Raw genomic sequence first — 18,207 nt, forward strand, 5'->3', positions numbered from 1 at the left:
GGCACGTCGATCGGGATCATTGTATGACCGTTGATACCGGGTGGTGGCCGCGAAACAGGTGACCTCTGAAGGATGACTGATAGGCATTTGCTACTGGATATCCGCGTATAGGTTGGGAACATGGAGCGCTATGAACGGGTTCGGCTGACGAACCCAGACAAGGTGCTCTATCCCGCCACCGGCACCACCAAAGCCGAGGTGTTCGACTATTACCTCAGCATCGCCGAGGTGATGCTTCCCCACATGGCCGGCCGCCCGGTGACCCGAAAGCGTTGGCCGAACGGGGTGGCAGCGGCGTCGTTCTTCGAAAAGCAGCTGGCGTCTTCGGCACCGAGCTGGCTGGAGCGCGGCAGCATCGCGCACAAGTCGGGTACCACCACCTACCCGATCATCAACACCCGCGAGGGGCTGGCCTGGATCGCCCAGCAGGCCTCGCTGGAAGTGCATGTGCCGCAATGGCGGTTCTCCGCCGACGGGAGCCAGGGACCGGCCACGCGCATCGTGTTCGACCTTGATCCGGGCGAAGGCGTCACCATGCCGCAGCTGTGCGACGTGGCCCAGGCGGTGCGCGAACTCATGGGTGATATCGGGCTGACGACGTATCCGCTGACCAGCGGCAGCAAGGGTCTGCACCTGTATGTGCCTCTGGCCGAGCCGATCAGCTCCCGTGGTGCCTCGGTCCTGGCCAAGCGGGTGGCCCAACAACTCGAGCAGTCGATGCCGAAGCTGGTCACCGCCACCATGACCCGCAGTGTGCGGGCGCAGAAGATATTCCTGGACTGGAGCCAGAACAACGGGGCCAAGACCACGATCGCTCCGTACTCGCTGCGCGGGCGTGAGCACCCGACCGTCGCCGCGCCTCGCACTTGGGACGAGATCGGCGACCCGGATCTGCGCCACCTGCGATTCGATGAGGTGTTGCAACGGGTTTCCGATGACGGTGACCTGCTGGCCGGGCTCGACGAGGATGCACCCCGGATCGACAAACTCACCACCTACCGCAGCATGCGCGATGCGGGTAAGACGCCCGAGCCGGTGCCGGCGGGATCGCCCACGACCGGCAACAACGACGCCTTCGTCATCCAGGAACACCATGCAAGGCGGTTGCACTACGACTTCCGCCTGGAGCGAGACGGGGTGCTGGTCAGCTGGGCGGTGCCCAAGAACCTGCCCGAGACCACGTCGGTGAATCACCTTGCCGTCCATACCGAAGACCATCCGATGGAATACCTGACGTTTCACGGCGAGATTCCCAAAGGCGAGTATGGCGGCGGCAAGGTTATCGTCTGGGACACCGGTACGTACGAGACGGAGAAGTTCCGCGATCATTCCCCCGACGGCCCGGATCAAGGCGGGGAAGTGATCGTCACGTTGCACGGCGAGAAGATCCAGGGCCGGTACGCGCTGATCCAGACCGAGGGCAAGAACTGGCTGGCGCACCGGATGAAGGACCAGAAGTCGGCCATGCCCGAACCGAAGGACTTCGCGCCGATGCTGGCCACCGAGGGTTCGGTCGCCAAACTCAAGGCCGGCCAGTGGGCATTCGAGGGCAAATGGGACGGCTACCGGCTGCTGGTGGACGCCGATCACGGTCGCCTGCAACTGCGTTCCCGTCGCGGACGTGACGTCACCGGCGAGTACCCGCAATTGGAAGCGCTGGCCGCCGATCTCGCCGACCACCACGTGGTGCTCGACGGCGAGGTGGTGGCGCTTGACGACTCCGGGGTGCCCAGCTTCGGCGAGATGCAGAACCGGGCCCGCTCCACCCGCGTCGAGTTCTGGGCCTTCGACGTCCTGTGGCTCGACGGCCGGTCCCTGCTGCGCGCCAAGTATTCCGACCGTCGAAAGGTGTTGGAGGCGTTGGCTGCCGGCGGCGGCCTGATCGTGCCCGAGCCGCTGCCCGGCGACGGTCCCGAGGCCATGGAACATGCCCGTGAGCACCGGTTCGAAGGTGTGGTGGCCAAGAAGCGGGACTCCACCTATCAGCCGGGCCGTCGGTCGGCCTCCTGGATCAAGGACAAGATCTGGAACACCCAGGAGGTGGTGATCGGTGGTTGGCGCCAGGGGGAGGGGGGCCGCAGCAGCGGGATCGGGGCGCTGCTGCTCGGCGTCCCCGGCCCCGACGGCCTGCAGTTCGCGGGCCGCGTCGGCACCGGGTTCACCGAGAAGGAACTGAGCAAGCTGAAAGGCATGCTGGCCCCGCTGCACACCGACGAGTCGCCGTTCGACAAACCGCTGCCGAAGCTCGATGCCAGAGGAGTGACGTTCGTGCGGCCCGACCTGGTCGGCGAGGTGCGTTACAGCGAGCGCACCAGCGACCGCCGGCTGCGCCAGCCCAGCTGGCGTGGGCTGCGGCCCGACAAGACGCCGGACGAGGTGGTCTGGGAATGATGTGGCGACTCTCTTCGCGTCATCGAGCCAGCGATTCAAACGCATCGGCGGTTGTGCGATCGGCGGGAAAGAGCAACTCGATGGCCAATTCGGAAATCGTGACCTCGAACGGCATGTCGAAGGTGCCGAACATGCCGAAGAACGACCACTCGCCGCCGTCGGGTGCCCGGACTCTGACTGGGCCGAGATTCTGCGCGAAGTCGGATTCACTTGCCGCACTGTGGTCTTCGTCCGGCATATACGTCTCGAACTCCTCCAGCAGCTGCACGAGCTGTCGGTCGGCGGTGACGGCGAGCTGGCGCTGAATGCGATCGCGAAAGTAGGCCATGACGTCGCGGGCATTGATGATCTGCGGAACCAACTCCAGTGCGACGCGGAGGACGTTGACCGGCGGGTTCAGCAGGGCAGGGTCGATGGTCGCGATGAGTGGCTGTATGGCGGCGTTTGCGGCGACGAGGTTCCAATTGCGGTCGAAGACGACTGCCGGATACGGCTCATGACTTTTCAGGATCCGCTCCAACGCCTCGCGGATCGGGGCGAGTTCAGGTGCGCCGAACGCATGCTCGGGAAATGCCGGAGCGTGCCCCGCGGCAAGCAGCAGCTGGTTGCGTTCGCGGAACGGTAGTTCGAGCCGTTCTCCAAGCCGCAGCAGCATGTCTCGCCCGGGTTTGGAGCGGCCGGTCTCGACGAAGCTCAGATGACGCGCCGACACGCCCGCGTCGAGTGCCAGCTCCAGCTGGGTCAGCCGACGCCGTTGCCGCCATTCCCGCAGCAGCGGCCCGACCTGAGGAGTGAGGCTGGTGATCGCCATTCGCACCGACTGTAGCCGGATGAGGTGCGCTGCTCCATTACCTCCAGGTAATCGACAGCACGACCTCTGACCTCGACGATCACTGGAATGACTGTTGGGAGGACGAAATGACCAATTTGCTCCGACGGCTGGTCTGCGGCGCTGCCGGCGCCTTGATGGTCGTCGCATTGTTGTTGCCGTGGACCCAGGTTCAGGACGCCGATCGCATTGCGTGGGGGTTGTGGAAGCTCACTTTTCCGCTCTGCGTGGCCTTGGCCGCGTGCGCGTTGACCACCGCGATCACCGGCGGACGGATCGGCCTGAACAGGCCGGATGTCTCGATCATCGGCGCGACTGACGGTCTTGGGGTTATCACCACACTGACGTTGGCCTGGCTGCTGTTTGGTGACTTCCCGGCTCACGCCGGCCGGCAGCCGGCTCTCGTCCTGGCGTTGGTGTCGGCGGCCGCAGCCGCCTTGGCCGCCGCTGACTACGGCCCGCTGCGGGGAGCGCCTCTGTTTCCGCGAATGGTCGAGGAGCGCGGCAGTGATCACCGCTCCAGCAGACCTTCTGTATCTCGTCGATGACGGCGTACCTGCATCTCCGTCAGCTGTGTGGGGAGTCAGTGAACCAGATCGCCCGAACCGTCGAGCGCTTCCCGAAGTCCCCGGGTCGCGAGCTCGTCGGCCAACTCGTTGTCGGCGATCCCTGAGTGCCCCTTCACCCAGAACCACTCGACCTGGTGCTGGGCGCACGCGGCCTGCAGTCGCTGCCAGAGGTCGACGTTCTTCACCGGCTGCTTGGCTGCGGTCAGCCAGCCATTCCGTTGCCAGCCGAGCACCCACTTGGTGATGCCGTTGCGGACATAGGTGCTGTCGGTGTGCAGATGCACCACCACGGGCCTCGTCAGCGCCTCGAGCGCCATGATGGGAGCCATCAGCTCCATCCGGTTGTTGCTGGTGGTTCCGGGCTCCCCGCCGTACATTTCGCGAACGTGCTCGCGGTGGCGCAGCACTGCACCCCAGCCGCCGGGGCCCGGGTTCGGCCGGCACCCGCCGTCGGTGTGGACGACAACGACGTTGTCACTCATCTGTCCGGCGTCGGTCATGCGCTGAGGATAGGTAACCGCGTCGGGCGACCGGCGCCCCGACACACGTCAAGCCGGCAGAGTCGTCGAGATCACCGCCGTGTGCACGGATATGTCGAGGTCGCGGTGCCGCAGCGTGGCGATCCGGCGTCCGGGCTGGACTGCGTCCTTGACGGGCCCGATGCGGTCGCCGAAGAACGCCGCCGTCGCGTCGATGTCGGCCACGGTGTACGTGATTCCCCACAACGTCGAGGGTCCGTCAGACGCGGTCTCCGGTGAACCGACGACCTCCAGGATCACCTCGCCGAGTCGGAAGAAGACCTGGCGCATGGGCCGCCCGCCGAGCTCGGTGTCCCGCTCGCGGCGCGGTTGTTCGCCGATGGCGGCCATCGAGGCGACCGTCCGGCCCAGGTCGGGGGACAGCAACACGATGTGGTCGATCGCGGCGACACCGTTCGCGTGAGTGGCGGAATCAGCGGTGGCGGTCATCGACCGCGCCGTCGGGATGCCGTCGAGGTCTTCGAAGGTGCCGTCGGCCGGGAGGCCGCGCAACGACCACCCGACAATGCCGGCGCCGCGGTCACGCCCGACCAGTCGGATGCGCACCCCGCCGACCCGGCAGACCGGGCCTGCGTCTCCGCCGGGATCGACACGGAATCCCGCCTGCGTCCAGGCATCCGGCGAGTCAGCGACTTCGAGTTCGTCGACGGTGACGGTCATGGACGTCGAATCTATCCGGCGTGCGGTTACTTGCGTGGCGGGCGTAGGGCTTTCATCGCCAGGCGCATGACGGGCTCCGGTAGGTGGTCCTTCGCAGAAAGTGCGGCGCCGGCCGCTCGGGTCCGCAGCGGTGTGCCGCGGCCGAACCACCGGTTCAACGGCCCGCCGGACGGCTCCAGGTCGACGTGCAGTGGCGGCTTGCCGTCGGCGGCGCCGAGAGCGTGCGCGATGACGATGCGCTGGATCTCGCTGGTGCCCTCGAAGATCGTGTACAGCTTGGCATCCCGGTACCACTTCTCGACGGGATGATCCGTGACGTAGCCCCAGCCGCCCATCGTCTGGATGGCCTGCTCGGTGGTGCGGACTGCCACCTCGCTGGCGGCCAGCTTCGACATCGAGCCCTCGCCGCGGTCGAACCGCACCCCGGTCGCGGCCATCCAGGACGCCCGCCACGTGAGCAACCGGGCGGCATCGATCCGGGTGGCCAGGTCGGCGAGTGGAAACGCGATGCCCTGGTTGTCGATGATGGGAGCGCCGAAGGCGACCCGGCGGTTCGCATATTCGGTGACGTATTCCAGTGCGGCCCTGGCGATTCCGAGGGCCTGTGCAGCCACCATCGGCCGGGTCTGTTCGAAGGTCCCCAGGGTGGCCGACCCGGAATTCTGACCGCCTGCGACGACTTCGCGGGCTCGGGCCAACTTGTGCTCGAGTTTGTCCTGACCGCCGAGCAGGTGGTCGGCAGGAACTCGGACACCGTCGAACTTGAGCTCCGCGGTGTGTGAGGCCCGGCAGCCGAGCTTGTCGAGTTTGCGCACCGTTTCCAGCCCCGGCGTGCCGCCCTCCACGATGAACAACGCTTGCCCCTTGTGGCCGAGCTCTTTGTCGACGACTGCGTTGACCACGTGCACATTGGCGATGCCGCCGTTGCCGATCCACATCTTGTGGCCGTTGATGATCCAGTCCGCGTCTGGTCCGGATCCGCTACGGACGGCGTAGGTGCGCAGGTTGCGCACATCGCTGCCGCCCTCGGGTTCGGAGATCGCCAAGGCTGCCAGCTTGAGGTCCCCTGGGGTGCCGAAGCACTCGGGAGCCCACCGCAACATCTGCTCCGGCGAGGCGGCCTGGCCGATGGCCGACAATGCCAGGGCCGGCATGACGATGGCCAACCCGATCCCTGCGCAGCCCCAGAACAGCTCCTCCATGAACATCGGCAGGGACAGTCCGGTCGGGTCGCCGATCAGGTCGCGATAGAACAGTGGGCTGTAGAAGCCCTGAGCCGCCGCTTCTTCCAGCACCGGCCATGGAAACTCCTGCCGACGGTCGTAGTCCGCGGCGACCGGACGTACCACCTGTTCGGCGAATTCGTGGGTGCGTCGAGCCAGGTCATGCTGCGCCGCGGTGGGGGTGATGTCGAATGCCACGCGGGTGGGATACCCCGCTGTGGATGCCGTCGAACTCGTAGACCTCAGTCGGACGGCTGGCCGGCGTCGGCTATCCGCCGCCGGGCCTCGGCCGGCGAGATGCGCAACCGCCTGGCCAGCACGGCGGCCGGATCGAACCGCGGTGGCGACGCGGTGTTGGTGGCGACCATCCGCCCGAGGAGCCGTTGTTGAGCGGTGGCCAGCCGTTTCTCACCGGCGTCGAGCCGACTCAAGACCTCGTGCAGCTCTGCGCGGGTCAGGGCATGCACCGACAGCGCGTCGATCTCTTTGCAGGCGGCATTCAGATGTTCGAGGGCATCGCCGACGATCGTCCGCTCGATGTCCCTCTCGGAAACCAGTATCGAACTCATGTTCGGTACCGTACGCCGGCACACCGACAAGTCCGGCGGGCGCTCGGACCCGGCCCAAAACAATCGGCCGCACAACACTGTGCGGCCGACTGCGGATATGGAATTATCACCGGATTGATTAATTCCGGTTTGGCGTCACAACAAATGCATGCCCGGTTTTATTCCCGACTCAGCAGGCGACGTCGACGTATGCCGTCTTTGAAATTACGGTGGTATTGATCGAGCTTCCGCCCCTTGAGTCGTTGGTGGCGATGGTCTGCCCCTGGCGCACGCCGAGCACGGTGCAGTTGGCCAGTGGTGCCGCGCCGGTGCGGTTGACGATGACGTGATAGCCGCTGGTCTGGAGGCTTTTCACGGTCTGTTCGGCCGACTGTGCGGTCGGGGCGGCGGCGGCGACGCCCCCTAGGAATGCTCCCGCGGCCAGCGCGCCCGCGGCTAATGTGGCGATGGTATATGACTTCATTTCCCAACCCTCCGTTGCAGGCCGCACCGGAAGTCCCACTACTACCGGTTGCTGCCTAATACGTCTAATTGGGAATTGGGTTCGAAAATTCCAGAATTCTCAGCTGGATATTGGATATTTCTCAGGATCGGGGCGGGATGCTCGACCGGGTCGCTGTGTCGGATCTCCGACTGCGAAGAACTGCTCAGGTGGGCCCGACCTGTGCCATCGTTGAAGGATGAGTAGTGACGGGTACAGCGTCGACGACGACGACCAGTTGACTCAGGAGGACACCCTGATCGACCGGGGTGTGGACGATCTGCTCGACGAGGGTTACTCCCCGCCGGACCGTTGGCGGGAACCGCGTGACCACGAGACTCTTGATGAGCTGCTGGCCGAGGAAGAGCCCGATCCCGCGATGCAACTAGACGATTCCGAGGTTCCCGACGAGCAGGCCGGCGACGACGAGGTCGGGGATCGGCGGTCCGGCCGGCTGGTCGCCCCTGATGCCGGCTTCGGCGAGGACGACGAGGCGGAGTTGCTCGGGACTGAGGTCGGCATCGATGGTGGCGCGGCCTCTGCCGAAGAAGCCGCGGTTCACATCATCCCGCCGTCATCATCGGGTAGCGGTCCGTTGTTGTAACGCCACCGACACGGTGAACACCAGCAGGCCGCCGACGGCCAGCGCCGCGCCTGCGGCCGCGGGAGCGGTGTAACCGAAACCGGCCGCGATCACCAGGCCGCCCACCCACGCGCCAGTGGCATTGCCGACGTTCAGCGCGGAGTGGTTGAGTGCGGCGGCCAGTGCCTGCGCATCGTGGGCGACGTCCATCAGCCGGGTCTGCAGGGCGGGGCCGACGGCGGAGCCGGCCACCCCGACACCGAACAACAGCGGCAACGCCGTCCACGGGCTGTGCGACCCGAGCGAGAACGCGGCCAGCAATACCGCCAGTGAGCCCAGCGCCAGGTACAGCGCACGGACCACCGAGATGTCGGCCAGTCGGCCGCCGATCAGGTTTCCGACCACCATGCCGAGGCCGAACACCATGAGCGCCACGGGAACCAGCGACCGCGGCAGTCCGGTCACGTCGGTCATCGTGGTGCTGATGTAGGTGTAGACCGCGAACATGCCGCCGAAGCCGATCATTCCGACGAGCACCGCCAGCCACACCTGCGGTCGGCGCAGCGCTCCGAGTTCGGTCAGCGGACTGGTGACGTGCATGGCCCGGAGCTGCTCGGGCAGCCAAGCCCACTGGGCGGCCAGCGTGACCAGCCCGACTCCGACCACCAGACCGAACGCGCTGCGCCAGCCCAGGGCCTGGCCGAGCCAGGAGGCCAAGGGCACGCCCAGCACCGTCGCGACGGTCAGCCCGCACAGCACATAGGCCACGGCCTTGGCCCGGTTCTGCGGACCCATCAGATGCGCGGCGGCCAGCGCGGCGATCCCGAAGAACGCGCCGTGCGGCAGACCGGTCACGAACCGGGCGGTGACCAAGGTCGCGTACGTCGGGGCCAGCATGCTGGCCACGTTGCCGAGGGTGAAGACGGCCATCAGGGTGAGCAGCAGCGCCTTGCGCGGCCACCGTGCGGTGAGCGCGGCGATGACGGGCGCGCCGACGACCACGCCCAACGCGTAGGCGGAGATGACGTGGCCCGCGGTGGGCTCGGTGATGCCGAAGCCCGTCGCGATATCGGGTAGGAGGCCCATCGCGACGAATTCGGTGGTGCCGATCCCGAAGCCGCCGAGGGCCAGGGCGAACACTGCGAGCATGCGCACCGTGGGGTCGGGAGCGACGATGGAGCGCGCACGTTCGAGAGAGGTCGTCATTCGCAGGCTTTCCGAGTCTTCTGAGTTTTTTCCGGTGGTGGCCGGACTGAGCTCTCGGACAGCGTTGGCGAGAACGGCGGGTGCAACGCTAACGGCGCGCCCGCTGTTCCCTCAACCTGTTCTCTCGACCCGCGTCAAAAATCTTGACGATCGCCCAAACAACATCCGACCTGCAGAGGCCCGCGGGCAGCGCAGATCAAACCTTGGCGATGACGTTCTCGGAGAACTTCTCAAGGTGGCGGATCTTGCGGTCCAGTGGCTCGGGGTCGTCGCCCTTGATGTAGGGCAGGCGGAAGCCCACGATCACGTCGGTGACGCCTTTGTCCTCGAGCCGTTTGATGCCGTCGGGTGTGTACGCGTCAGCCGAGATCACGTGGACCTCAAACGGTCCGGTCTGACCTTCCTCCGCACGGATCTCCTTGAGTCGTTTCAGGAGGACATCGAGATCGTCGGTGCCGCCGCCGTGCATCCAGCCGTCGTTGCGGGCCGCCCGGCGCAGCGCCGCCTCGGCGTGCCCGCCGACCAGGATGGACACCGGCTTCGACGGTGCCGGGGTCATCTTGGTCTTGGGGATGTCGTAGAACTCGCCGTGGTACTCGAAGTAGTCGCCACTGGTCAGTCCCCGGATGATGTCGATGCACTCGTCCATGCGCTTGCCGCGCCGAGCGAACGGCACGCCCATCAACTCGTAATCCTCGGGCCACGGGCTGGTGCCGACCCCGAGGCCCAGCCGGTTGTCGAACAGCGCGTTCAGTGAGCCGACCTGCTTGGCCACCAGGGCCGGCGGGCGGATCGGCAGCTTGAGGACGAAGAAGTTGAACTTGAGCGTGGTGGTGGCCGCGCACAAGGCCGAGGCCATCACGAAGGCCTCGATGAACGGCTTGCCGTCGAGGAACTCCCGGTTGCCGTCGGGGGTGTACGGGTACTTCGAATCGGACTCGAAGGGATAGGCGACGCTGTCGGCAATGGTCATGGCGTGGTAGCCGGCCGCCTCGGCCGCCTGGGCCAGCGGGATGTAGTAGGTGGGATCGGTCATGGCTTCGGCATAGGTGAACCGCATGCCGTACACACTAGAACGTGTTCTAGTTTTGTGGGGCCGATCGGCAGGCATGATGACCTGGTGCCCGCTTGGCTGACCCGCAACGTCCGAGTGTTGTCGGCGGTGTCCTTTCTGCAGGACGCTGCAAGCGAGCTTCTCTATCCGCTGCTGCCGATCTATCTGACGGCCGTACTCGGTGCCCCACCTGCGGTGGTCGGCGCGGTGGAGGGCGCCGCCGAAGGCGCGGCCGCGATGACCAAGCTGGCCGCGGGCCCGCTCGGCGACCGCTACTCGAAGCGGCCCTTGATCGCCGCCGGCTACGGCATGGCTGCCCTGGGCAAGGTCATGGTCGCGGCGGCGAGTGCGTGGTCCGGTGTGCTCGCGGGCCGCGTGGTGGACCGGCTCGGCAAAGGGATCCGCGGGGCGCCGCGGGATGCCCTGCTGGTCGTCGATGTCGACGACGCTGCCCGTGGTCGGGTGTTCGGGTTCCACCGGGCCATGGACACCATGGGCGCTGTCGTCGGTCCGCTGCTTGGGTTGGCCGGCTACGAACTGCTCGACCATCAGATCGCGCCACTGCTGTGGGTTGCGGTGGTGCCCGCGGTGCTCAGCGTCGCCCTGGTGTTCCTGGTGTCCGAAAAAGCGAGAGGGAAACGGACCGAGCCGCGCCCGCAGCGTCAGCCGGTGTTCGCCCGCGTGCGCGATCTGCCCGGGCGGTACTGGCGGGTGACGGCCGTGCTGGTGGCGTTCGGCCTGGTGAATTTCCCCGACGCCCTTTTGTTGTTGCGGCTCAACGAGATCGGCTTTTCTGTCGTCGAGGTGATCCTGGCGTACGTCACCTACAACGCGGTGTACGCCATCTCCAGTTTCCCGGCCGGGCTGCTGGCCGACCGGATCGGTCGACTGCCGGTGTTCGGCCTCGGTCTGGTGTTCTTCGCGATCGGCTATCCCGGGCTGGGACTGACCACCGATCCGCTGCTGGCCTGGCTGCTGATCGGGGCTTACGGCTTGTTCACCGGGTGTACCGACGGGGTCAGCAAAGCCTGGGTCTCCTCCCTGGTCGGCGCTGACCTCCAGGGCAGCGCACAGGGAGTTTTCCAGGGGCTCAGCGGTTTTGCCGTGCTGGGCGCCGGGGTGTGGGCCGGGCTTCTCTGGACCGTGGTTCCAGGTCAGCCCGGCCAGCTGCCACTGCTGATCTCCGGGATCTGTGGTGCAGTGTTCGCCGTCGGGTTGCTCGGCCGCTCGGCGATTACCCGGCGGCGCTGACTCCGGACTCGTCGGCGCCGTCCAGTTCGAAGGGTGGTTCGCCCACACCGGCAATGGAGTGCGTGCCCTGCGAGGTGCGCTCGGTGATGCGGGCATCGACCGTTCGGGTGCCGATGGTGAGCCGCACCTGCCCGGGAGTGACAGTGCTCGGGGCATCGAGAATCGTTCCCTGCCAGTGGTAGCGGCCGTCGATCGGATCGAGGTGACCGGCCAGGCGAACGTTCACCCGGCGATCGCCGTCGCCGGTGTCGAGAATGGCGAGCCCGTCGAACACCTCTTCGGTGACGCCATCTTCGGAACCTGCGTCAGATCTGCCCGGTCCGGTGAGGCCACGCGGGGCCCTCGCCGGCAGGAACCCCGAGCGCCGCCACATCCGCCGTCCGATGCGGCCCATCAACCCGACCTCTTCGAGGAAGGCGGCCAGCGGGGCGAATCCGGAGATCTGCACCTCACGGCGGTGTGCGCTGGCCCGAGCCATGCGACGGGCCGCGCGGGCGTTGAGGCCCACGCGTGCGTACTGGACCTTGTTGGTGAACAGGTAGCGGAAGAAGAATCCGCCGACCCCGTTGAGGTTGGCCACCCACACCCGCTGGTACCAGCGCATCGAGGGGGTGCGCCCGCGCAGGCCGTCACGCGCGAACTGGATGTGGCGGGCCTCCTCGGCGACGTGAATGCGCATGAGGCGCTGCACCATCGGCTGCAACTCGGGGTCATCCATCATCTGCCGCTGCAGGGAGTCGAAGATCTCCTCGCCGATCAGCGCGGCCACCCACAGCACCGAGCCGCGGAAGAAGAACGGCAGAGAGTTGATGATCATGCGCTGGTACAGCCGTGGTCGCACCGGCTTGGCGCCGATCTTGTCGATGGCCTTTCCGAACATCACCATGTGACGGGTTTCGTCGCCGAGTTCGGTGAGCTCGTAGTGCGTGGAATTCGAGGTTGGATCTTGGTGCATCATCTTGCGCAGCAGCGCCTGGTTGAGGATGTTCTCGAACCAGATGCCCGCCGAGAGCGTGTTGGCCAGTTCCTCGCGTGACAGCTCGATCTGTTCTGCGCGAGACATGCTGTCCCACAATGGGGTTCCGTACAGCGACACGATCCGCGGCGGCAGGAAGAACTTGTCCGGATCGATCGGCGCCTGCCAGTCGATGTCCACCACCGGCGCGTACGACTTGCGAACCGAACCCTTGAGCAGGCGTTCGGAGAACGCGTCCCGCCGCGCAGCGTTGGCCGAGCCTCCGCCGGGTCTGACCGAAGTTGTCACCGTTGACGTTCCCTTCGTTTGTGGTCCCCCTCTTCCCGACGGTAGGTACCGACAATGCGTGATGTCAATACCCCGGGTACCGGATACTTGGGGTACCCGGTTCTTGTTCGGTTAACCTTCGACGGTGCGTCGCATCCATGTCATCGGTATCGGGGCCGGTGATCCGGACTTCGTCACCGCACAGGCCATTTCCGCGCTCAACGACACCCAGGTGTTCTTCGCGATGGACAAGGGTCCGCGTAGAGGCTCGCCGACCGATGACCTGGTCGCCGTGCGCAAACAGATCTGCGACCGGTTCATCGAGAAACCCGATGGTTACCGCTTCGTCGAACTGGTCGACCCGCCGCGCGCCGCGGCCGGCGACGCGCCGGGCTACCGCCAGGTCGTGGCGGACTGGCATGCCGAGCGGGCCAGGATCTGGGCGAAGGCCATCGAATCCGAACTCGGGCCCGACGGCACCGGGGCCTTCCTGGCCTGGGGAGATCCGTCGCTGTACGACAGCACCCTGCGGATCCTGGAAAAAGTGGCCGAGCACCTCGACATCCAATACGACGTGGTCCCGGGCATCACCGCAATCCAGGTGCTGACCGCACGGCACCGTATTCCGCTCAACGACGTCGGCGAACCGGTGCTGATCACCACCGGACGTCAGTTGCGTGAGCACGGGCTGACCGGTAGCGCTGTGGTGATGCTCGACGCGGACTGTTCTTTTCAGCAGTGCCCGCCGCAGACCCGCATCTGGTGGGGCGCCTATCTGGGCACACCCGATGAGTTGCTCTACGCGGGAACGGTCGGGGAGATCGGCGACGAAATCGTTGCTGCGCGTACCGAAGCCAGAACCCGCCACGGCTGGATCATGGACACATACCTGCTGCGCTCGGCAGACTAGACCGCCATGAGCTCATTTCTCCTGCGCGCCGCGATAACCGGATTCGCGCTCTGGGTGGTCACTCTCGTCGTGCCGGGGATCTACTTCATCGGCGGTGACTCGACCATCGCCAGGGTCGGCATCATCTTCGTCGTCGCGGTGATCTTCGGTCTGGTCAACGCGTTCGTCAAGCCGATCGTGCAGATCCTGTCGATTCCGCTCTACATCCTCACGCTCGGCCTGATCCACATCGTGATCAATGCGCTGATGCTGTGGATCACCTCGTGGATCACCGACAACACCACGGGTTGGGGTCTGCACATCGACCAGTTCTGGTGGACCGCCATCTGGGCCGCGATCGTGCTGTCGCTGGTGAGCTGGCTGCTGTCGTTCGTCAAGGCTCTCGCGTAACGCTTTCGCGTAAGGCTGTGGCCTGCTCGGTCAGCGCCGCCGCGGTGTCTGCCGCCGCCTCGGCGCCGGCCTCGGTCGCGCCGTCGTGCTCGGCACCCCAGCAGGCCGCCAGGGTGCGGTAGGCGAGTTGTTCGGTGGCCACGACCGTCGGCCACATGCGTTCGGCGCCAAGGCGTTGCGCGGCCGAACCGCCGATGCCGGCGTCATAGGCCGGGAGCAGCCCCATGGCCCGCAGTTGCAGATCGCGCCGCTCGGTGCGGGCCGCCGCGGAGGTGGCGTCGCCGGCTGCCAGGTGAGGCAGGGTCGCGGTGACCGCGTCGAGCGTGGCGTTGACGGCACTGCGCAGACCGGTCGGATGGCGAAGACGCTGGGTCGCCCAATAGACCGCGAGGGCCACCGCGCAACCGATCAGGGTGTCGCTACCGCGGGTCAGCAGCAGTTCGCCGAGGTTGTCCACGGGTTGGCCGCCCGAGGCGATGGTGAGCGCGGCGGGGGTGATGAACACGACGGCCAGCGTGTAGTTGCGCATCACGTACATCTCGATGGTGAACTGCAGCGCCCCGATCACCAGCACCAGCCACAGGCCCTGTGGGTGCAACGCGAGGATCGCCCCGGCCACACCGAGTCCGAGCCACGTGCCGAGCGTCCGTTCGACCCCGCGGGCCACGGTGCGTTGCCAGTCGAAGCCCTGGTGCAGCATCAGTACCGCGGCCGCCATTGCCCAGTAGGCGTGGGTCATCGTGAGCGCCTGCGAGATCAGCACCGCGATGACGCCCGAGATCGCGACCGCGATGCCGACGCGCACTGCCAGTTGCAGTGACACCGAACCCGGCGTCAGGGCCCGGCTCAGTAATTGCACGACGCTGGGCCTGCCGAGTGGAATTCCCTCGGCGCCATGCTCATCGGTGATCGCATCGGCAGGCACGGTAGCCAGATGGCGGGCCAGGGCGGCACCGTCGAACGCCAGCGGTTCACCCGAGTCCGAGGCACGCATGGCCTCCGCGAACAGCACGTGCAGGCGGCGGTTGACCACTCGCAACCGATAGAGCGCCTGGTCCGGTTTCGGTTGCACCGGTTGATAACTGACCAGCGTGACCCATGCGGTGTGCAGCAGGAGGGCCGCTTTATGTCTTGCCTCGGCGCCAGGGTTCTCGATGTAGGCCGCGACGGCAGCGGCAGCCGCCGCCACCGCGGCCTTCTCCGGTCCGCGGGGACGAACCAGCGCGCCGCTCATGTGCACCAGCCAGGCGAATGCCCCGCCCGCGAGGGCCAGCGTCGCGTGATGAGCCGGGGTGAGGTGCAGCGTGGCCGGGGTGCCGGTGCCGGCCGCACAGGCCAGTACCACCATGTAGGCGCCGGGCGGTCCGACGCTCAGGGCATGGCAGACCAAGGTGGCCACCGCGGCGATCATCGTCACCGTGAGCACGCCCAGCCAGGGTGTCGACGACGCCCAGTCACCGAGAGCCACCGCGGCCGCGAAGCTCACCGCAACGACCGCCAGGAACCCGCCCCGATTCAGGTAGGGGCGCCCGCTGCCGTACAGCGAGGTGAATCCGCCGATGGTGGCGATCAATCCGGCGGTTGTGTCACCGGCCAGCCAGCCCACCAGAACCGGTACCGCCATGCAGATTCCGGCGCGCAGCGCGAACGGCCACCGGCGCGGCACGCTGTTGATCACGAAGACGTGCCGCAGCGGGTTGGTCGCTCGGGGAGCAGGCCGATTGGACATGTCTACAGCATGCTCGGCGTTTCGCTGACACACTGGAGCCATGCCTGAACTGCCCGAAGTCGAGGCGCTGGCCGATCATTTGCGTCGGCATGCGACGGACCGGGTGGTCACCCGGATCGACGTGGCCGCGTTGTCGGTGCTCAAGACGTTCGACCCGCCGACGACGGCATTGCACGGCCAGACCGTGACCGGGGCGAACCGCTGGGGCAAGTACCTCGGTATCGAATTAGGCGCGGAGTTGGGTCCTTTTCACCTCATCACGCACCTGTCGCGGGCGGGGTGGTTGCGGTGGTCCGACAAGCTGTCACCGACCCCGCTGAAGCCGTCGGGAAAGGGCCCGATCGCCCTGCGCGTGCATCTGGGTGACGGGTTGGGTTTCGACCTGACCGAGGCCGGCACCCAGAAGCGGTTGGCGGTCTGGATCGTCGGCGATCCTCTCGACGTACCGCAGATCGCCTCACTCGGACCGGACGCGCTGTCACTGGATTCAGCCGGGTTGGCCGGTGCGCTGGCCGGGCAGAGTGGGCGGATCAAGACGGTGATCACCGATCAGAAGGTGATCGCCGGGATCGGCAATGCCTACAGCGACGAGATCCTGCACGTGGCCAAGCTGTCGCCGTTCGCCACCGCGGCCAAGCTGACCGATGCCCAACTCGGCGCGCTGCACGACGCCATGATCTCGGTACTCACGGATGCGGTGACGCGGTCGGTGGGGCAGCAGGCCGCGACGCTCAAAGGGGAGAAGCGCTCTGGCCTGCGCGTGCACGCCCGCACCGGGCTGCCGTGCCCGGTGTGCGGGGACACCGTGCGGGAGGTGTCTTTCGCCGACAAGTCGTTCCAGTACTGCCCGACATGTCAGACCGGCGGCAAGGTGCTGGCCGATCGCCGGATGTCACGACTGTTGAAGTAGTCCGCGTTTTTGACAGTTGTCTAACTCGGTTATCCTGCAGCGATGACCCGTCAGAAGATCCTCATCACCGGTGCCAGCTCTGGACTGGGCGCGGGCATGGCCCGGCAATTCGCGGCCAAGGGCCGGGACCTGGCGCTGTGTGCCCGTCGCACCGAGCGGCTCGATGAGCTCAAAGCCGAACTGGCCGACCGGCACCCCTACGTCAAGGTGGCCGTCGCTGCGCTGGACGTCAACGACCATGAAGCCGTGCCAAGGGTGTTCGGCGAGCTGTCCGAGGAACTCGGCGGAATCGACCGCGTGATCGTCAACGCGGGGATCGGCAAGGGTTGGCCGCTGGGCGAGGGCAAGCCATGGGCGAACAAGGCCACCATCGAGACCAACCTGATCGCCGGTCTGGTGCAGATCGAGACAGCGCTGGAGATGTTCAAGAAGTCCGGCAGCGGTCATCTCGTGTTGATCTCGTCCGTCCTGGGCAACACCGGTGTGCCCGGTGGCAAGGCCGCCTACTGCGCCTCGAAGGCCGGCATGACCTCGCTGGGCGAGTCGCTGCGCGCCGAGTACGACAAGGGCCCGATCCGGGTGACTGTGATCGAGCCCGGCTACATCGAGTCGGAGATGACCGCCAAGTCGGCGACCACGATGCTCATGGTCGACAACGAGACCGGGGTACGGGCGATGGTCGAGGCCATCGAAAAGGAGAAGGGCCGGGCCGTGGTCCCGCGCTGGCCGTGGGCGCCGCTGACCCAGGTGATGAGGCTGTTGCCACCGAAGTACACCAAGCGGTTCGCCTAGCCACAGGCATCACTCCCGTCGCAGATTCCCGAGGAATGTCGATGTGCCCGACTGTCCGCGACTTCTCAGCGACAATCGCCACCTGAACAACATCGGTATCGCCATCCACATTGTCGCTGGCGGTTTTCGGCACTCCAGCACCACTGGACTCACTGAGTTCGTCAGTCCAGTGCCCGCCTGTTAGCGACACTGTCGCTGATAGCCGGGCAGCCCGAAGTCTGATGCTGAAGTGGCTGTAGTTGGCTGGAGTGACAAAAGTACTAATCGGCCGTGGGGTCAGAGTGACCCAAGGTATCTATGAGGCGATTGTCGCTGAAAAGTCGCGGACAGGCGGGCAGGTCTATACGGCCCTCCCCTCCGCCGGCACGCCTACCCGCCGCGGCCTTCAGTCGGTGGGCTCTGGACGGGGCGGGGTTTCAGCACCGGGTGAACTTGGGTAGTTAGCCTTTATGACCACAAAGTTGATTGCCTCGATGCTCTTTGCAGGCGCTGCGGCAGGTGCTGTCGCCTTTGGCCCCGTGGCCATGGCTGAGCCTGCTCCGCCGCCTTGTGTCAATGCCGACGGCACCGCGTGCTCCGACATTGGCACCGCCGGGCCTGGCGGCGCCACCGGCCAAATTCCGGGTGGTCCCGGTGGCACGGCAGGCCCGGGTGGCGCCAGCGGCTCGATTCCCTACGGCCCCGGCGGCTCGGCGGGTCCCGGTGGCGCGACGGGTGAGATTCCCTACGGCCCGGGCGGAACGGCGGGGCCCGGTGGGGCTACCGGCTCCATCCCCGGCGGTCCCGGTGGCACAGCCGGTCCCGGCGGCGCCAGCGGTTGCATCCCGAACGTGGGCTGCGCGACGGTCCCGGGGATGCCCTAACGGGGATCGCTTCGG

The 18,207-nt window shown here is 66.6% G+C and carries 19 protein-coding genes and 1 pseudogene; 10 read left to right on the forward strand and 10 right to left on the reverse strand.

What is annotated here, in order from left to right; genetic code table 11:
- Positions 1-120 precede the first annotated feature (120 nt).
- On the forward strand, positions 121-2,391 hold the full coding sequence (locus AC4ELH_RS32950; protein WP_498889022.1) for an ATP-dependent DNA ligase: 2,271 nt from the start codon (positions 121-123) through the stop codon (positions 2,389-2,391).
- Positions 2,392-2,410: 19 nt separating this feature from the next.
- On the opposite strand, the gene AC4ELH_RS32955 is transcribed toward AC4ELH_RS32950, so the two are convergent.
- The gene (locus AC4ELH_RS32955) at positions 2,411-3,202 is read right to left on the reverse strand and encodes a helix-turn-helix domain-containing protein (RefSeq protein WP_448441876.1); all 792 of its coding nucleotides are present in this window, start codon (positions 3,200-3,202) and stop codon (positions 2,411-2,413) included.
- 107 nt (positions 3,203-3,309) lie between these two features.
- Between AC4ELH_RS32955 and AC4ELH_RS32960 the strand changes: the two genes are divergently transcribed.
- Positions 3,310-3,768, forward strand: a complete 459-nt coding sequence (locus tag AC4ELH_RS32960; RefSeq protein WP_448441878.1) for a hypothetical protein — start codon at positions 3,310-3,312, stop codon at positions 3,766-3,768.
- A 35-nt stretch (positions 3,769-3,803) separates the two neighbouring features.
- Here the strand turns inward: AC4ELH_RS32960 and rnhA are convergent, their stop codons facing one another.
- The 5 genes from rnhA to AC4ELH_RS32985 form a co-directional block, all read right to left on the reverse strand.
- Complete coding sequence (gene rnhA, locus AC4ELH_RS32965; protein ID WP_055120690.1) at positions 3,804-4,271, reverse strand: ribonuclease HI; 468 nt, start codon at positions 4,269-4,271, stop codon at positions 3,804-3,806.
- A gap of 66 nt (positions 4,272-4,337) precedes the next feature.
- Complete coding sequence (locus AC4ELH_RS32970) at positions 4,338-4,988, reverse strand: glyoxalase (protein WP_448441880.1); 651 nt, start codon at positions 4,986-4,988, stop codon at positions 4,338-4,340.
- 26 nt (positions 4,989-5,014) lie between these two features.
- Positions 5,015-6,409 carry an acyl-CoA dehydrogenase family protein gene (locus tag AC4ELH_RS32975; protein ID WP_064887369.1) on the reverse strand — a complete coding sequence of 465 codons (1,395 nt, stop codon included), beginning with the start codon at positions 6,407-6,409 and terminating at the stop codon, positions 5,015-5,017.
- 44 nt (positions 6,410-6,453) lie between these two features.
- Positions 6,454-6,780, reverse strand: a complete 327-nt coding sequence (locus AC4ELH_RS32980) for a hypothetical protein (protein ID WP_055117285.1) — start codon at positions 6,778-6,780, stop codon at positions 6,454-6,456.
- Positions 6,781-6,949: 169 nt separating this feature from the next.
- Complete coding sequence (locus AC4ELH_RS32985; protein ID WP_064887370.1) at positions 6,950-7,243, reverse strand: hypothetical protein; 294 nt, start codon at positions 7,241-7,243, stop codon at positions 6,950-6,952.
- Between the two features lie 217 nt (positions 7,244-7,460).
- On the opposite strand from AC4ELH_RS32985, the gene AC4ELH_RS32990 reads away from it, so the two are divergent.
- A complete protein-coding gene (locus tag AC4ELH_RS32990; protein WP_448441885.1) occupies positions 7,461-7,865 on the forward strand; it encodes a DUF5709 domain-containing protein in 405 nt (134 codons plus the stop codon).
- On the opposite strand, the gene AC4ELH_RS32995 is transcribed toward AC4ELH_RS32990, so the two are convergent.
- Positions 7,839-9,050: an MFS transporter gene (locus AC4ELH_RS32995; RefSeq protein WP_064887372.1), complete on the reverse strand. Its 1,212-nt coding sequence runs from the start codon at positions 9,048-9,050 to the stop codon at positions 7,839-7,841. The two genes, AC4ELH_RS32990 and AC4ELH_RS32995, sit on opposite strands and share 27 nt — an antisense overlap.
- 196 nt (positions 9,051-9,246) lie before the next feature.
- Positions 9,247-10,110: an LLM class flavin-dependent oxidoreductase gene (locus AC4ELH_RS33000; RefSeq protein ID WP_498889027.1), complete on the reverse strand. Its 864-nt coding sequence runs from the start codon at positions 10,108-10,110 to the stop codon at positions 9,247-9,249.
- 60 nt (positions 10,111-10,170) lie between these two features.
- Here AC4ELH_RS33000 and AC4ELH_RS33005 point away from each other — a divergent pair, with 60 nt between their 5' ends.
- The gene (locus AC4ELH_RS33005) at positions 10,171-11,355 is read left to right on the forward strand and encodes an MFS transporter (protein WP_498889029.1); all 1,185 of its coding nucleotides are present in this window, start codon (positions 10,171-10,173) and stop codon (positions 11,353-11,355) included.
- Here AC4ELH_RS33005 and AC4ELH_RS33010 read toward each other — a convergent pair.
- Positions 11,339-12,619 (reverse strand): diiron oxygenase, encoded by a 1,281-nt coding sequence (locus tag AC4ELH_RS33010; RefSeq protein WP_498889031.1) that lies wholly within the window; start codon positions 12,617-12,619, stop codon positions 11,339-11,341. The genes AC4ELH_RS33005 and AC4ELH_RS33010 overlap by 17 nt on opposite strands.
- Positions 12,620-12,743: 124 nt before the next feature.
- On the opposite strand from AC4ELH_RS33010, the gene cobF reads away from it, so the two are divergent.
- Both cobF and AC4ELH_RS33020 read left to right on the forward strand, forming a co-directional pair.
- Complete coding sequence (cobF, locus tag AC4ELH_RS33015; RefSeq protein WP_064887374.1) at positions 12,744-13,508, forward strand: precorrin-6A synthase (deacetylating); 765 nt, start codon at positions 12,744-12,746, stop codon at positions 13,506-13,508.
- A 6-nt stretch (positions 13,509-13,514) separates the two neighbouring features.
- Positions 13,515-13,898 (forward strand): phage holin family protein, encoded by a 384-nt coding sequence (locus AC4ELH_RS33020; RefSeq protein ID WP_055117268.1) that lies wholly within the window; start codon positions 13,515-13,517, stop codon positions 13,896-13,898.
- On the opposite strand, the gene AC4ELH_RS33025 is transcribed toward AC4ELH_RS33020, so the two are convergent.
- Positions 13,882-15,627 (reverse strand): FUSC family protein, encoded by a 1,746-nt coding sequence (locus tag AC4ELH_RS33025; RefSeq protein WP_498889034.1) that lies wholly within the window; start codon positions 15,625-15,627, stop codon positions 13,882-13,884. The genes AC4ELH_RS33020 and AC4ELH_RS33025 overlap by 17 nt on opposite strands.
- Before the next feature lie 40 nt (positions 15,628-15,667).
- Between AC4ELH_RS33025 and AC4ELH_RS33030 the strand changes: the two are divergent.
- From AC4ELH_RS33030 to AC4ELH_RS33045, 4 genes and pseudogenes are all read left to right on the forward strand, one after another.
- Positions 15,668-15,925 (forward strand): annotated as a pseudogene (locus tag AC4ELH_RS33030) (DNA-formamidopyrimidine glycosylase family protein); the annotation flags it as partial.
- Positions 15,926-16,048: 123 nt separating this feature from the next.
- On the forward strand, positions 16,049-16,537 hold the full coding sequence (locus AC4ELH_RS33035; protein WP_498889525.1) for a zinc finger domain-containing protein: 489 nt from the start codon (positions 16,049-16,051) through the stop codon (positions 16,535-16,537).
- A 42-nt stretch (positions 16,538-16,579) separates the two neighbouring features.
- On the forward strand, positions 16,580-17,329 hold the full coding sequence (locus AC4ELH_RS33040; protein ID WP_044520156.1) for an SDR family oxidoreductase: 750 nt from the start codon (positions 16,580-16,582) through the stop codon (positions 17,327-17,329).
- A gap of 449 nt (positions 17,330-17,778) precedes the next feature.
- Positions 17,779-18,192, forward strand: coding sequence for a hypothetical protein (locus AC4ELH_RS33045; RefSeq protein ID WP_236734927.1), 414 nt, complete (start codon positions 17,779-17,781; stop codon positions 18,190-18,192).
- The last annotated feature ends 15 nt before the right edge of the window (positions 18,193-18,207 follow it).

Source organism: Mycobacterium shunyiense (assembly GCF_058270075.1).

What these genes read in the sequence shown, in the direction of transcription:
- AC4ELH_RS32985 (WP_064887370.1), bottom strand. Translation starts at nt 7,243, where the DNA reads ATGAAGTCATATACCATCGCCACATTAGCCGCGGGCGCGCTGGCCGCG.
- AC4ELH_RS32955 (WP_448441876.1), bottom strand. Translation starts at nt 3,202, where the DNA reads ATGGCGATCACCAGCCTCACTCCTCAGGTCGGGCCGCTGCTGCGGGAA.
- AC4ELH_RS32950 (WP_498889022.1), top strand. Translation starts at nt 121, where the DNA reads ATGGAGCGCTATGAACGGGTTCGGCTGACGAACCCAGACAAGGTGCTC.
- AC4ELH_RS32990 (WP_448441885.1), top strand. Translation starts at nt 7,461, where the DNA reads ATGAGTAGTGACGGGTACAGCGTCGACGACGACGACCAGTTGACTCAG.
- AC4ELH_RS33000 (WP_498889027.1), bottom strand. Translation starts at nt 10,110, where the DNA reads ATGCGGTTCACCTATGCCGAAGCCATGACCGATCCCACCTACTACATC.
- AC4ELH_RS32970 (WP_448441880.1), bottom strand. Translation starts at nt 4,988, where the DNA reads ATGACCGTCACCGTCGACGAACTCGAAGTCGCTGACTCGCCGGATGCC.
- AC4ELH_RS33025 (WP_498889034.1), bottom strand. Translation starts at nt 15,627, where the DNA reads ATGTCCAATCGGCCTGCTCCCCGAGCGACCAACCCGCTGCGGCACGTC.
- AC4ELH_RS33040 (WP_044520156.1), top strand. Translation starts at nt 16,580, where the DNA reads ATGACCCGTCAGAAGATCCTCATCACCGGTGCCAGCTCTGGACTGGGC.
- AC4ELH_RS33020 (WP_055117268.1), top strand. Translation starts at nt 13,515, where the DNA reads ATGAGCTCATTTCTCCTGCGCGCCGCGATAACCGGATTCGCGCTCTGG.
- AC4ELH_RS32980 (WP_055117285.1), bottom strand. Translation starts at nt 6,780, where the DNA reads ATGAGTTCGATACTGGTTTCCGAGAGGGACATCGAGCGGACGATCGTC.
- AC4ELH_RS33045 (WP_236734927.1), top strand. Translation starts at nt 17,779, where the DNA reads ATGACCACAAAGTTGATTGCCTCGATGCTCTTTGCAGGCGCTGCGGCA.
- AC4ELH_RS32960 (WP_448441878.1), top strand. Translation starts at nt 3,310, where the DNA reads ATGACCAATTTGCTCCGACGGCTGGTCTGCGGCGCTGCCGGCGCCTTG.
- rnhA (WP_055120690.1), bottom strand. Translation starts at nt 4,271, where the DNA reads ATGAGTGACAACGTCGTTGTCGTCCACACCGACGGCGGGTGCCGGCCG.
- AC4ELH_RS32995 (WP_064887372.1), bottom strand. Translation starts at nt 9,050, where the DNA reads ATGACGACCTCTCTCGAACGTGCGCGCTCCATCGTCGCTCCCGACCCC.